The organism is Mesorhizobium sp. B2-3-6, from assembly GCF_006442305.1.
In the GTDB taxonomy this organism is placed as follows: domain Bacteria; phylum Pseudomonadota; class Alphaproteobacteria; order Rhizobiales; family Rhizobiaceae; genus Mesorhizobium.
On record NZ_VFVW01000008.1, the window covers coordinates 17,127 to 30,768 of the forward strand.

At 64.6% G+C, this 13,642-nt stretch carries 10 protein-coding genes; 6 read left to right on the plus strand and 4 right to left on the minus strand.

Annotated elements, in window-relative coordinates:
* The first annotated feature begins 14 nt into the window (after nucleotides 1-14).
* The 4 genes from FJ953_RS22100 (at nucleotide 15) to gltX (ending at nucleotide 5,910) form a co-directional block, all read left to right on the plus strand.
* A complete protein-coding gene (locus FJ953_RS22100; RefSeq protein ID WP_140515270.1) occupies nucleotides 15-1,691 on the plus strand; it encodes an NAD+ synthase in 1,677 nt (558 codons plus the stop codon).
* A 48-nt stretch (nucleotides 1,692-1,739) separates the two neighbouring features.
* Complete coding sequence (locus FJ953_RS22105) at nucleotides 1,740-2,153, plus strand: GNAT family N-acetyltransferase (protein WP_140498941.1); 414 nt, start codon at nucleotides 1,740-1,742, stop codon at nucleotides 2,151-2,153.
* Nucleotides 2,154-2,531: 378 nt separating this feature from the next.
* Nucleotides 2,532-4,337 (plus strand): ABC transporter ATP-binding protein, encoded by a 1,806-nt coding sequence (locus tag FJ953_RS22110; RefSeq protein WP_140625067.1) that lies wholly within the window; start codon nucleotides 2,532-2,534, stop codon nucleotides 4,335-4,337.
* Between the two features lie 199 nt (nucleotides 4,338-4,536).
* Complete coding sequence (gene gltX, locus FJ953_RS22115; protein ID WP_140584338.1) at nucleotides 4,537-5,910, plus strand: glutamate--tRNA ligase; 1,374 nt, start codon at nucleotides 4,537-4,539, stop codon at nucleotides 5,908-5,910.
* On the opposite strand, the gene FJ953_RS22120 is transcribed toward gltX, so the two are convergent.
* From FJ953_RS22120 to FJ953_RS22130, 3 genes are all read right to left on the minus strand, one after another.
* Nucleotides 5,828-7,024 (minus strand): DUF2865 domain-containing protein, encoded by a 1,197-nt coding sequence (locus FJ953_RS22120; protein ID WP_140525386.1) that lies wholly within the window; start codon nucleotides 7,022-7,024, stop codon nucleotides 5,828-5,830. The two genes, gltX and FJ953_RS22120, sit on opposite strands and share 83 nt — an antisense overlap.
* 77 nt (nucleotides 7,025-7,101) lie before the next feature.
* Nucleotides 7,102-9,426 carry an NADP-dependent malic enzyme gene (locus FJ953_RS22125; RefSeq protein WP_140498933.1) on the minus strand — a complete coding sequence of 775 codons (2,325 nt, stop codon included), beginning with the start codon at nucleotides 9,424-9,426 and terminating at the stop codon, nucleotides 7,102-7,104.
* Between the two features lie 161 nt (nucleotides 9,427-9,587).
* Entirely contained in the window at nucleotides 9,588-10,367 is a 780-nt protein-coding gene (locus FJ953_RS22130) for an SDR family oxidoreductase (protein ID WP_140557802.1), read from the minus strand.
* 117 nt (nucleotides 10,368-10,484) lie between these two features.
* On the opposite strand from FJ953_RS22130, the gene FJ953_RS22135 reads away from it, so the two are divergent.
* Both FJ953_RS22135 and FJ953_RS22140 read left to right on the plus strand, forming a co-directional pair.
* On the plus strand, nucleotides 10,485-11,300 hold the full coding sequence (locus FJ953_RS22135) for a UDP-2,3-diacylglucosamine diphosphatase (RefSeq protein WP_140515274.1): 816 nt from the start codon (nucleotides 10,485-10,487) through the stop codon (nucleotides 11,298-11,300).
* A 129-nt stretch (nucleotides 11,301-11,429) separates the two neighbouring features.
* The gene (locus FJ953_RS22140; protein ID WP_140515275.1) at nucleotides 11,430-12,644 is read left to right on the plus strand and encodes an MFS transporter; all 1,215 of its coding nucleotides are present in this window, start codon (nucleotides 11,430-11,432) and stop codon (nucleotides 12,642-12,644) included.
* Here FJ953_RS22140 and dgcA read toward each other — a convergent pair.
* Nucleotides 12,615-13,598: an N-acetyl-D-Glu racemase DgcA gene (dgcA, locus tag FJ953_RS22145; protein ID WP_140625068.1), complete on the minus strand. Its 984-nt coding sequence runs from the start codon at nucleotides 13,596-13,598 to the stop codon at nucleotides 12,615-12,617. The genes FJ953_RS22140 and dgcA overlap by 30 nt on opposite strands.
* Between the last annotated feature and the right edge of the window lie 44 nt (nucleotides 13,599-13,642).

Sequence of the window (13,642 nt, forward strand, 5' to 3'; positions counted from 1 at the left end):
GCTAAGTCAGCAGCATGACCAAGAAGCCCGACATACTGCGCATCGCCGTTGCCCAGCTCAATCCGACAGTCGGCGACGTCGCCGGCAATCTCGCCAAGGCCCGCGAGGCGAGGGCGGATGCCGCGCGTCAAGGCGCCGATCTCGTGCTCTACACCGAGCTTTTCCTCGCCGGCTATCCGCCTGAGGATCTGGTGCTGAAGCCCGCCTTCCTGAAGGCCTGCGAGCGGGCCGCGCAGGAGATTGCCGCCGACACCGCCGATGGCGGTCCCGGCGTCATCATCGGCACGCCGCTAAAGCGCAAGACCGGCACCCACAACTCGATCGTCTTCGCCGATGGCGGCAAGATCATCGCCGAGCGCTATAAGCTCGATCTGCCGAATTATGGCGAGTTCGACGAGAAGCGCGTCTTCCAGGCCGGACCGGAGATCCAGGGGCCCGTCAATTTCCGCGGCGTGCGTCTGGGAATCCCGATCTGCGAGGACATCTGGGGCGACATCGGCGTCTGCGAGACGCTTGCCGAGAGCGGCGCGGAAATCCTGCTGGTGCCGAACGGCTCGCCCTATTACCGCGCCAAGATCGATGTGCGCCACCAGGTCGTCATCCGCCAGGTCATCGAATGCGGGCTGCCGATGATCTACGCAAACCAGCTCGGCGGCCAGGACGAGCTGATCTTCGACGGCGCGTCGTTTGCCATAGGTGCCGACAAGCGGCTCGCTTTCCAGATGAGCCAGTTCGAGGAGGCGGTCGACATCACCACCTGGAGGAGACGGGGCGAAAACTGGGTCTGTTCGGAAGGACCGATGTCGAAGATCCCCGAACGGGAGGAGGCCGACTACCGCGCCTGCATGCTGGGCTTGCGCGATTACGTCAACAAGAACGGTTTCAAGAACGTCGTGCTCGGCCTGTCGGGCGGCATCGATTCGGCCATCTGCGCGGCCCTTGCCGTCGATGCGCTGGGCGAGGAGCGGCTGCGCGCGGTAATGATGCCTTACCGCTATACGTCGAAGGATTCGCTCAAGGATGCTGAAGACTGTGCCCGCGCACTCGGCTGCCGCTATGACATCGTGCCGATCTTCGAGCCGGTCGAAGGTTTCCTTCATGCGCTGACGCAGCTTTTCGAAGGCACCAAGGAAGGCATCACCGAGGAGAACTTGCAGAGCCGCGCGCGCGGCACCATCCTGATGGCGATTTCCAACAAATTCGGCTCGATGGTGGTTACGACAGGCAATAAGAGCGAGATGTCGGTCGGCTATGCCACGCTCTATGGCGACATGAATGGGGGCTTCAATCCGATCAAGGACCTGTACAAGATGCAGGTCTATGCACTGTCGCGCTGGCGCAACAGCCACGTGCCGCCGGGCGCGCTCGGACCGTCGGGCGAGGTGATCCCGAAGAACATCATCGACAAGGCGCCGTCGGCGGAACTGCGCGAGAACCAGACCGATCAGGATTCGCTGCCGCCCTATCCGGTGCTGGACGACATCCTCGAATGCCTGGTCGAGAACGAGATGGGCGTCGACGACATCGTCGCGCGCGGCCATGACCGGGCGACGGTGACGCGCATCGAGCACCTGCTCTACGTCGCCGAATACAAACGCCGGCAGGCGGCGCCCGGCGTGAAGATCACCAGGAAGAATTTCGGCCGCGACCGTCGCTATCCCATCACCAACCGGTTCAGGGATCGCGGCTAGACACCGTTCCGGCCGAAAATTCGCGTCATGCCGCAGGCGAGGGTAGCGATGCCTGAGTGTGAAATCAGCTTCGACCTGTCACGGATCGACTTCAGGGCGACATCCGACCTGTTGATGGCAAGCTATTGGGGCGGCGGGCGCAGTGACGAGACCCACCGCCGCGCCTTCGCGAATTCGCTCTGCGTCGGCGCTTATGTCGAAGGTAAACAGGTCGGCTTCGGCCGGGCGATCACCGACCGCACAGTGTTTGCCTATCTGGCCGATATCATCGTCTGGCCGCAGCATCGCGGGCAGGGCATCGGCTCGCGGCTGGTGCAGGCGCTGATCGATCACCCCGAGCTCGGTAGCGTTTCGCACTGGAGCCTGTCGACCAGCGACGCGCATGGGGTTTATGAAAGACTGGGATTCAAGGCATCGACCGATGGCCGGTACATGCGCCTCGATCGTAAGCCGATCCGCTGACCAAGCGCCATTGCCGTTGTTGCAAATTTATCCCAGTGCTTGGACCAGATGCCGTTTTGGCGACTGCCAGCCTTGGCGATGCGATGAGGCATCTCTATAAGGACCTCTCCGCGATTCCCTTTAGGGAGGACCGAATGCCAGGATTTGACATCGTTATGCGAGGCCGCGAAGCCTAGGTCCCGACCGGCGCGCCGCAGGGTTTTCACCCTCGGAACGAAGCCGGATCGAGAACAGGCCTTTGCCGATGCCGGTCGCCGCCTTCTTCGGGCAAGCGGCCATTCATAACCGAACCTCCGCATTCCCGGGCATTGAGCCCCTTGCGCGGTTTTTTCATTTTTGACCTTACCGGGATCGGGCTTTTTGCGCCCGAATGACATCATGGCTCGTTTTCGAATCGATTTGCGCGCGAGCGCCTTTCGCAGCGTTCTTGGCTTTACTTTCACCCATTGGCGGCGCCAGCCCTGGCGGCTTTCGCTGATCATGGCTGGTTTCCTGCTGTCGACGCTGGCCGATGTGCTGACGCCGCTCTATTCCGGCCGGCTGGTCGATGCCGTCGCCAGCAGCGCCGGCGCCGACGAGATCGCCTGGAATGCCGCGATGACCGCGTTTTCCATGCTGATGGCGTTGGCGCTGGCAGGGGTCATCCTGCGCAATCTGGCCTTCATGGGAATCGTCGAACTGACGCTGAAGATGATGGCCGACATCGCCGCCGACGCCTTCCATCGTGTCCAGCGCTTTTCCACCGACTGGCATGCCAACAGCTTCGCCGGATCGACCGTGCGCAAGGTGACGCGCGGCATGTGGGCGTTGGACCTGCTCAACGACACGATCCTGATCGCGCTGCTGCCGTCGATCGTCATGCTCGTCGGCTCGACGCTGCTGCTGGGCTGGTTCTGGCCGCTGATGGGAGCGGTTGTCGCCGCCGGCTCGGTGCTGTTCATCGCCGTCACGGCGATGCTGTCGCTTGGTTATGTCGCGCCGGCGGCCAGGCTCGCCAACACCTGGGACACGCGCCTTGGCGGCTCGCTGGCCGACGCGGTGAGCTGCAACGCCGTGGTCAAGGGGTTTGGCGCCGAGGAGCGCGAGGAGAACCGGCTTGCGAAGGTCGTCGCCAAATGGCGTGCCCGCACGCGGCGGACCTGGGTGCGCGGCACCATCAACGGCACCACGCAAGGGGTGCTGCTGCTGGTGATGAGAGCGGCGGTCATCGGCCTGGCGCTGATGCTGTGGTCGTGGGGGCAGGCAACGGCCGGCGACGTCGCCTTCGTGCTGACTTCTTTCTTCGTCCTGCAAGGCTATCTCAGGGATATCGGAACGCATATCCGCAACCTGCAGCGCTCGATCAACGACATGGAGGAACTGGTCGATTTCCAGTCCGAACCGCTCGGCATCGAGGATCGGCCCGGCGCCGGACCGATCCGCATCACGCAAGGGGGCATCGCCTTCGACGACGTCACCTTCCATTATGGCAGTCACCGTTCGCCGCTCTATCGCGATTTCTCGGTCGATATCGCGCCGGGCGAGCGGGTCGGGCTGGTCGGCCATTCCGGGTCGGGCAAGACGACTTTCGTCAAGCTGATCCAGAGGCTCTATGACGTGAACGCCGGCCGGATCCTGATCGACGACCAGGACATTTCGGAGGTGGCGCAGGCGTCGCTGCGCGCGCAGATCGCCATCGTGCAGCAGGAGCCGATCCTGTTCCACCGCTCTCTGGCCGAAAACATCGCCTATGCCCGACCCGGCGCCACGCAGGCCGAGATCGAGCACGCGGCAAAGCTGGCGAGCGCGCACGACTTCATCGTCAACCTGCCGAAGGGCTACGGCACACTCGTCGGCGAGCGCGGCGTGAAGCTGTCGGGCGGCGAGCGCCAGCGCGTGGCGATCGCACGCGCGTTCCTCGCCGATGCGCGCATCCTGATCCTGGACGAGGCGACGTCGAGCCTCGATTCAGAATCGGAGGTGCTGATCCAGCAGGCGATGGAGCGGCTGATGGTCGGCCGCACCACGCTGGTCATCGCGCACCGGCTTTCGACGGTGCGGGCGCTCGACAGGCTGTTGGTCTTCGATCGCGGCAAGATCGCCGAGGAAGGCTCGCATGACGCGCTGATCCGGCTGCCGGGCGGCATCTACCGCCGCCTGTTCGAGCGCCAGGCGCTCGAATTGACCAAGGGACTTGTCACCTGATCGGGGATGGCCTCCGGCTCTGGCCCGGAGGCCATCCCATCAGGCGCCGGCGGCCTGACGGGCGGGCGGCGCGGGACATGCGATTGCTGGCGGAGCCGCGTCCGCCAAGTCTTTTCATTGCTTGCGCCATGTTCTATGTCTGCGGCACGGCACGGGGGCGCGTCTTGTCAATCACAAAAGCATCCGGTACGCCCCGCTCATGACAGTTACCGTTCGTTTCGCCCCTTCGCCGACAGGCCGCATCCATATCGGCAATGCGCGCACCGCCCTGTTCAACTGGCTGTTCGCCATGAACCATAAGGGGCGCTTCATCCAGCGCTTCGACGACACCGATGTCGCGCGCTCGAAGCAGGAATTTTCCGACGCCATCCTTTACGACCTGCATTGGCTTGGCATCTTTCCCGACACCACCGAATACCAGTCGCGTCGCTTCGAGATCTATGACGCGGCGGTCGAGCGGCTGAAGGCGGCGGGTGTTCTCTATGCCTGCTATGAAACGCCGGAGGAGCTCGACCTCAGGCGCAAGGTGCGCCGTACGCGCGGCTTGCCGCCGGTCTATGGCCGCGAGGCGCTGACGCTGACGTCGGAACAGATCGCCGAATATCAGGCCGATGGCCGCCGGCCGCACTGGCGCTTCCTGCTGCCCAATTTCACCGGCGATCCGCAGCAGCCGGAGCGCACCGAAATCCATTGGAACGACCTAGTGCGCGGGCAGGAAACCGTCGATCTCGCCTCGCTGTCGGACCCGGTGCTGGTGCGCGAGGACGGCACCTATCTCTATACGCTGCCATCCGTCGTCGACGATATCGAGATGGGCGTCAGCCATGTCATCCGCGGCGACGACCACGTCACCAACACCGGCGTGCAGATCGCGCTGTTCCGGGCGCTGGGTGCCGAGCCGCCGGAATTCGGCCACCACAATCTGCTGACCACCGTTTCGGGCGAGGGGCTGTCGAAGCGCACCGGCGCACTCTCCATCGAAAGCCTGCGCGAGGACGGCATCGAGCCGATGGCGGTCGCATCGCTGGCCGTGCTCGTCGGCACGTCGGAGAATGTCGCCGCCGCGCACGACCTGACCGAACTCGCCAGCCGTTTCGACCCGGCGGCGACCTCGAAGTCGGCGGCAAAGTTCGACCCGGACGAGCTTTTCGTGCTCAACCGGACGCTGCTGCACCAAATGCCGTTCTCCGAAGCGCAGAATCGGCTGGTGGTGCTCGGCATATCGGGCGAGCAGGCGGAACCGTTCTGGCTGGCTGTGCGCGGCAATCTCGACAGGCTGGCCGATGCTGTCGGCTGGTGGCGCATCCTGCGCGAAGGGCCGCAGGAGAAGCCGGAATTTTCCGACGCCGATCGAGATTTTCTTCACCAGGCCATCGATCTGCTGCCCGAGGAGCCTTGGAACGGGACCGTCTGGAAGGACTGGACGGCCAAGATCAGGGAAGCGACCGGCCGCAAGGGCAAGGCGCTGTTCATGCCGCTGAGGCTCGCCCTTACCGGACTGACTTCGGGACCGGAGCTTGCAGATCTATTGCCGCTGATGGGTCGGGAAGGAACGTTGGCCCGACGACCCTGACCTTCCGCTGTTCCGGCGGCAGCGTCGAGACCGGCGATGCGACCGGTTTGACCGCAAGCCGCTTGATGGCGTCGCGGTCCAGCCCGCCTGCGGCGTTTGCCAGCGTCTCGGGATCGGCACCTGGATCGGGTTTGGAGGCAGGCACCGGAATGAACGGGGCGCCCTCCGTTTGCGGCCGCGACTGTTGCTGGCTTGGCGGATTGCCGCCGATGATCTGGAAGTTCTGCGCGGCGTTGCAGCCGCAGGCCGGCGGCCGCGACAGGTTGGGCTGCTTGTAAAGATAGGCCGTCGGCAGTTCGCTGTAGGGTCGGCCGGTGACCGACGATGTCATGTCGGCTGAATCGTCGCCCATGCCGCGCGAATAGAAGACCTGGATCTCGGTGCCGGGACAGCTCGATTCGCAGTTCTTCTGGTCGCGCTCGAAATCGCCGACCGAGGCGGCATTCGACATCGGAAAGAAGTAGCCGTCGCAGGTGCGCACGCAGGTGGTACGGAACTCGCCGCCGACGCCCGGAAAATCCGGTATGCCGGACCGGCCCGGCACGCGGCGGATATTGCGCTCCTCGTCGGGATCGTCAGACTGGTCGAGCGTATCGAGCCGGCGTGTGTCGCCGCCGAACAGCTGGTCGAACAGATTGCCGTTGCCTTGTTCCCGTTTCGCTTCGCGCAAGAGTTCGCGGCGGGGCGCCACCGCGTCCTCGCGGCAGCCATTGGTGTCGAGCGCGGCCAGGATGCGTGCGCGATCGCGCCGCGAACCGCCGCCGGCGAGGCGGGCGCGCTTGGCCTGCAAGCTATCGAGATTGGCGTTCATGCGCTCGATGGTGGCGTTGAACCCAGCGCATTGGCTGACATTGCGGCTGAATAGAGAGAAGCCGCAGCCGGCGCTGCTGGACTGGCCGCGCGCCTTTGAAATCTGCTCGCGTTGCCGGTCGATCGCGGCGTCATATTTCCGGATCAGGGCCGGACCGCCACTGCCGCGCGAGGTCGCGGCAAGATCGGTCTCGAGCTGGCGGCAGACACGCGAGGCGGCCTGCGGCTCGGAGACGGCGGCGCCCGAAAGCAGCAGGCCAAGCAGCACGGCGAGATGCGCCTGCTTCCACCCTTTGCCCATCATCCGCCGAAACCCTGCTTGGTTGTTCGCCGCACGCTACGTGCTCGTGGTTAAACCGCAGTTTACCCCCGAATTGGTGTTCAGCCCAGATCGACGACAGCTTGCGCCTTGTGGGCGGCCTCGACCACCGCCAGCGCTGTCATGTTGACGACGCCGCGCGAAGTCACCGAGGGCGTCAGGATATGCGCCGGCTTGTCGGTGCCGAGCAGGATCGGGCCGACATGCAGGGCATCCATCATGGTCCTGAGCGCTGTCAGCGTGATGTTGGCGGAATCGAGGTTGGGGAACACCAGGAGATTGGCTTCGCCCTTCAGACGCGAATGCGGATAGACGCGCTGGCGCAGATGTTCCGACAGCGCGGAATCGGCATGCATCTCGCCGTCGCATTGCAGCTCGGGCGCGATGCGCGCCAGGATCGCCGCCGCCTGCCGCATCTTGAGCGCACTCGGCGAATCGCGCGAGCCGAAATCCGAATGCGACAGCAGCGCCGCCTTGGGCTCGATGCCGAAGCGCTGGATCTCCTCGGCCGCCAGCACGGTCATTTCGGCGATCTCGTCGGCGGTGGGGTCGACAGAAACATGGGTGTCGGTCAGGAAGATGATGCCGCGTTGCGAGATCAGCATGGACAGCGTCGACAGATCCCGGTCCTTGATGCCGGTTCGTGGCCCGATGATCAGCGTGACGTTGCGCAGGTGCCGCTCGAAACGCCCTTCGAGGCCGCAGACCATGGCGTCGGCGTCGCCGCGCTTCAATGCGAGGGCCGCGATCACCGTGTTGTCGGTGCGCACCATGGTGCGCGCGGCCTCCGTCGTCACGCCGCGCCGGCCGGCCAGCTCGATCAGGAGGTCGACGTAATGGCGGTAGCGCGGATCGTCCTCCGGGTTGATCAGGCCGAAGTCGACGCCGGGCTTGATGCGCAGTCCGTAGCGCTTCAATCGCACCTCGATGACGTGCGGACGGCCGATCAGGATCGGCTCGGCGATGCCTTCCTCCAAAACCACCTGCGCGGCGCGCAGCACGCGCTCGTCCTCGCCGTCGGCATAGATGACGCGCTTGGCGCTCGACGCCTTGGCCGACGAGAACACCGGCTTCATCACCAGGCCGGAGCGGAAGACGAAGCGGTTGAGCTTGTCGATATAGGCGGAGAAGTCGCTGATCGGCCTTGTCGCGACACCGGTGTCGCAGGCCGCCTTGGCGACGGCCGGGGCGATGCGCAGGATGAGGCGCGGATCGAAGGGCGAGGGGATCAGGAATTCGGGTCCGAACACCGGCGTCTCGCCGGAATAGGCGCGCGCGGCGACATCCGAAGGTTCTTCGCGGGCAAGGGCGGCGATGGCCCGCACCGCGGCCATCTTCATCTCCTCATTGATTGCGCTGGCGCCACAGTCCAGCGCGCCGCGGAAGATGTAAGGAAAACACAGTACGTTGTTGACCTGATTTGGAAAATCGGACCGGCCCGTGCAGATCATCGCGTCGGGGCGCGCCGCCCGCGCCACTTCCGGCATGATTTCCGGATTGGGATTGGCCAGCGCCAGGATCAATGGCTTCGGCGCCATGTGCTGGAGCAATTCCGGCTTCAGCACGCCGGCGGCCGAAAGCCCGAGGAACACGTCTGCGCCCGATATGACGTCGGCCAGCGTGCGCGCCTCCGTGTCCTTCACATAAGGGTCTTTCCAGCGGTCCATCTCATCCGTGCGCCCCTTATAGGCGACGCCGAAACGGTCGGTGACCCAGATGTTCTCGACCTTGGCGCCGAGCGAGACCAGCAGGTTGAGGCAGGCCAATGCCGCCGCACCCGCGCCCGAAGTGACGATCTTGATGTCGGCAATGGTTTTGCCGGCGAATTCCAGGCCGTTGAGCACTGCGGCGGCGACGATGATGGCGGTGCCGTGCTGGTCGTCATGGAAAACCGGTATGCCCATCCGGGCCTTCAGTCGCTCTTCGACCTCGAAGCATTCCGGCGCCTTGATGTCCTCGAGGTTGATGCCGCCGAATGTCGGTTCCAGCGCCGCCACCGTTTCGACCATGCGCTCGATCTCGGGCGCGTCGATCTCGATGTCGAAGACGTCGATGCCGGCGAATTTCTTGAACAGGACCGCCTTGCCTTCCATGACCGGCTTGGAAGCGAGCGGGCCGATATTGCCCAGGCCGAGCACGGCCGAGCCGTTGGAAACGACGCCGACCAGATTGGCGCGCGCCGTGTAGTCGGCCGCGGTCGCCGGATCGTCGCGGATTTCGAGGCAAGGGGCCGCCACGCCGGGCGAATAGGCGAGCGCCAGGTCGCGCTGGTTGCCAAGCGGCTTGGTGGCCTGGATTTCGAGCTTGCCCGGCGTCGGGTGCTTGTGGAAGTAGAGCGCGGCTTCGTCGAGGTCCGAACGTGCCGTTTTCTTGCTCTCGCCGTTCATTCCGGGCCTCCCTGCGATCCTGCGTGCCGCCTTCTTAGCATGCGGCCGAGATTTTTCGCGACGCCAAATGACGCAATCGCCATTCACATCGACGAAGCCGGGATAAGCGATCTATTTCAACGGTTTGAGCGGAATTTCTTCGGCGCCGGCGCTACCGGGTCTCAGAAGGCGCTGACATAGAGGCCGCCGTCCACCGGTATGTTCTGGCCGGTCAGGTAGCCGGCATGGACCGAGCACAGGAAGGCACAGATCTGGCCGAACTCCTCCGGCGTGCCGAGCCGCTTGGCCGGCACGTCGGCACTGATGCGCGCCTTGCGGGCGGCTGCCGCGGTCGGGTCTTCAACGCTGCCGGCCTCGTGCGGACCGCGCAGCCGGTCGGTATCCAGCTTGCCGGGCAGCAGGCTGTTGATGGTCACGTTGCGGTCGATCACCGTGCGCGCCACGCCGGCAAGAAAGGAGGTCAGGCCGGCGCGCGCGCCGGACGACAGATCAAGGCCGGGGATGGGGACATAGACCGATAGCGAAGTGATGTTGACGATGCGGCCAAAACCGCGCACGGCCATGCCGTCGATCACCGCCTGCACCAGCTCGATCGGCGTCACCATGTTCTGGGTCACGCCTTCGAGCATCTTGGCACGATCGAGCTCGCGGAAATCGCGCAGCGGCGGGCCGCCATTATTGTTGACCAGTATGTCGGGTTCGGGGCAAGCGGCGAGAAGCGCCTTCTGCACCTCGGGCTTCGATACATCGCCGACGACTTCCGTGACGGTCACGCCGTAACGCTCGCGCAGCTCCGCAGCGGTTTTGGCCACCAGCTCGGCGTTGCGCCCGTTGACGACGACGTCGCAACCAGCCTCGGCCAGCGCCATGGCGCAGCCTTTTCCGAGCCCCTTGCTCGAAGCGCAGACGATGGCCTTCTTTCCGCGGATGCCGAGATCCATGACGATTTCTCCTGTGATTCGCCGGCAGGCTAGCTCTTGGGCTGGACCAATCGCAACCGTCATACGGTTGTTGCATGAATCGGGGCATAGGCTCGCGAAAGCAACGGTGAATTCGCGATGTCCGGCCAAGAGCCCCGCACGTTCCGCAGCATGTTCATCTCCGACGTCCATCTCGGGTCGAAGGCGGCAAAGGCCGATTTCCTGATCGATTTCCTTAGACATCACGATGCCGACATCATTTATCTCGTCGGCGATATCGTCGATGGGTGGCGCCTGAGACGCAGCTGGCACTGGCCGCAGAGCCACAATGACGTCGTGCAGAAATTGCTGCGCAAGGCGCGCAAGGGCGCCACCATCACCTACATCGCCGGCAACCACGACGAATTCGCCCGCCAGTTCCAGGGCGTGCATTTCGGCGGCATCGTCGTCGCCGACCGCGCCATTCACGAAACCGCCGACGGCAGGCGGCTGCTCGTTATTCATGGCGACCAGTTCGACACGGTCGTGCACAATCAGCGCTGGCTCGCCTATCTCGGCGACCACGCCTACGACGCCGCCATGCAGGTCAACCGTGTGATCACCCGGCTGCGCCAGCTGCTCGGCCTGCCTTACTGGTCGTTTTCGTCCTGGGCCAAGGTCAAGGTCAAGAAGGCGGTGAACTTCATCGGCTCGTTCCAGATGGTGCTCAGCGACGAGGCGCGGCGCTCGCATGTCGACGGCGTCATATGCGGCCATATCCATCATGCCGCGATCGAAAGCTATGGCGACGTCCAGTACATCAACACCGGCGACTGGGTGGAAAGCTGCACGGCGGTGGTCGAACATTTCGACGGCCGGATGGAAATCCTGACCTGGGCGCATGTCTTGCCCGACGCGCCGGACGAACCCTTCATCCCGATGCTGATCGAGGACCGGGTGGTGCAGGCCGCCTGACTGCGGGTGCCAGGCACAGATTCCGGTGTTAATCGATTAGGCCAATCGGTTTCGTCCGGTTTTTCCTCATGTTAAGGGTCAATCCACACTGCTCGCCGTTCGTGGACGGCAGCGTTATTGGATCGATTCATGCCGCTGCCGCCGCTTTCACCCGAACAGCTCGTCAAGCCTCGCCATTTCGAACTGCGCATGAGCCTGATCTTCGCGACATTGTTCGTGTCGCAGGGCACGCATCTGCCTTACTTCCCGCTGTGGCTGCAGGCGAAAGGTTTTCACGCCGAGCAGATCGCCGTCATCCTGGCGGCTCCGATGTTCCTGCGCGTCGTGACGACGCCGCTGCTCACCGCGCTCGCGGACCGGGCGAGGGACCGCGCCGACGTCTATATCGCGCTCGTCGCGGCATCGATGATCATTTCCGCCGGCTATTTTCTGCCGGCCTCCTACGCCGTCGTGCTTGCGGTGTCGCTGGCGCTGACGATCGTATGGACACCGCATTCGCCGATGGCCGATTCGCTCGCGCTTTCGGGCGTGCGCCGCTTCGGCTCCAACTACACCAGCATGCGCAAGTGGGGTTCGATCTCGTATCTCTGCGCCAACGTGGCCGGTGGTTTCATCCTGACCGCGGCAGGGGCGCAAGCCGTCCCGGCGATCATTTTCGCGGCACTGGGTGCCGCGCTCGTTGCCGCGCTGCTTGCGCCGCGCCTTGGGCGGCCGCGCCTTGCCTCACCGCTTTCGGCCGCGGAGATCCAGCATTCGGCGCCGAGCCTCTTCAATGCCTATTTCGTCTATTTCACCCTCGGGGTCGGCATCCTCACCGCCAGCCACGCCTTCCTTTACGGCTTCGTGTCGATCTACTGGAAGTCGATCGGCATCGGCGACACCGTCGTCGGGCTTCTGTGGGCGTGGGGCGTGGTGGCCGAAGTCTGCATGTTCGTGTTTTTCAACCGCATATTCGCCTCCGTGTCGGTCGTCAGGGTGATGGTGATTGCCGGCATCGGCGCGGTCGTGCGCTGGATCGCCTTTCCGCTGATCTGGCCGCTTGGCCTCGGCGTCGCCGGGTTTTTCGGCGTCCAGACCCTGCATTCGGTGTCGGTGGCCATGGTGCTGATCGGCCTGCAGAAAATGATCGGCGAAACGGTCTCGGAAGAGCGCACCGGTGCCGCACAGGGCATCGCCTATTTCTTCAACGGCTTCTTCATGGCCGCCGTGACGCTCGCCTCCGGCCCGCTCTACGACCGTTTCGGGGTCGACGGCTTCCTGGCCATGATCCCGATCGCGATCATCGGCCTGGTGCTGGTCGGACTCGCGGCGCGCTCAGCCCCAAAGCGCCGGATCGGGCGGTGAAACCAAGGATCCCTCATAGGCGAGGCCGGGCACACGATCCCGCGCAAGCAGCAGCGGTCCGTCGAGGTCGACGAAATCGGCGTCCTGGGCGAGCAGCACCGCCGGCGCCATCGCCAGCGACGTGCCGACCATGCAGCCGACCATGACGCCGAAACCCAGTTCGCGGGCGCGGTCGCGCAGCACGAGCGCCGCCGTCAGCCCGCCCGACTTGTCGAGCTTGATGTTGACGGCATCGTAGAGACCGGCGAGCGCGGCCAGATCCCCCGCCTCATGCACGCTCTCGTCCGCGCAGATCGGCACCGGATGCGCGATGTGGCGCAGGATGCCGTCATGGCCCGCCGGCAGCGGCTGTTCGATAAGCGCGATGCCTTGCTCGGCGGCAAAGGCGAGGTTCGCGGCGATGGTGTCGTCGTTCCAGCCCTCGTTGGCGTCGAGGATGATGCGGCTGTCGGGCGCGGCCTGCCGGACGGCGCGGATGCGCGCAATGTCGTTGTCGCCGCCGATCTTGACTTTGAGCAGCGGGCGCGCCGCGTTGGCACGGGCCTGCGCCGCCATCGCCTCGGGTTCGCCCAGCGACAGCGTGTAGGCCGTCTCGAGCTGATGCAAAGGAGCCGGCCAGACCGCGTCAGCCACCGCCTTGCCGCTGATCTTGGCTTCCAGGTCCCACAAGGCGCAATCGATGGCGTTGCGCGCCGCGCCTGCCGGCATGGCGCCGAGCAGGGCTGTCCGGTCGATGCCAGCGGAGATTTGCCCGCGCATGGCCTCTATCGCGGCGCGAACCCCATCCATGGTCTCGCCATAGCGTTTGTACGGCACGCATTCGCCACGGCCCGTGTAATCGCCTTCGCTGATCGTGCAGGTGATCACTTCGGCTTCGGTCTTCGAACCACGCGAAATGGTGAAGGTGCCGGCGATCGGAAAACGCTCGGCCTCGACCGAAATGACACGCGCCATAATTTTCTGCTCCGGCTGTGCGAGAAGGGTCGTCGGCAAATCGA

Coding starts and splice junctions, on each gene's coding strand:
- FJ953_RS22100 (WP_140515270.1), top strand. CDS start 15: ATGACCAAGAAGCCCGACATACTGCGCATCGCCGTTGCCCAGCTCAAT.
- FJ953_RS22105 (WP_140498941.1), top strand. CDS start 1,740: ATGCCTGAGTGTGAAATCAGCTTCGACCTGTCACGGATCGACTTCAGG.
- FJ953_RS22110 (WP_140625067.1), top strand. CDS start 2,532: ATGGCTCGTTTTCGAATCGATTTGCGCGCGAGCGCCTTTCGCAGCGTT.
- gltX (WP_140584338.1), top strand. CDS start 4,537: ATGACAGTTACCGTTCGTTTCGCCCCTTCGCCGACAGGCCGCATCCAT.
- FJ953_RS22120 (WP_140525386.1), bottom strand. CDS start 7,024: ATGATGGGCAAAGGGTGGAAGCAGGCGCATCTCGCCGTGCTGCTTGGC.
- FJ953_RS22125 (WP_140498933.1), bottom strand. CDS start 9,426: ATGAACGGCGAGAGCAAGAAAACGGCACGTTCGGACCTCGACGAAGCC.
- FJ953_RS22130 (WP_140557802.1), bottom strand. CDS start 10,367: ATGGATCTCGGCATCCGCGGAAAGAAGGCCATCGTCTGCGCTTCGAGC.
- FJ953_RS22135 (WP_140515274.1), top strand. CDS start 10,485: ATGTCCGGCCAAGAGCCCCGCACGTTCCGCAGCATGTTCATCTCCGAC.
- FJ953_RS22140 (WP_140515275.1), top strand. CDS start 11,430: ATGCCGCTGCCGCCGCTTTCACCCGAACAGCTCGTCAAGCCTCGCCAT.
- dgcA (WP_140625068.1), bottom strand. CDS start 13,598: ATGGCGCGTGTCATTTCGGTCGAGGCCGAGCGTTTTCCGATCGCCGGC.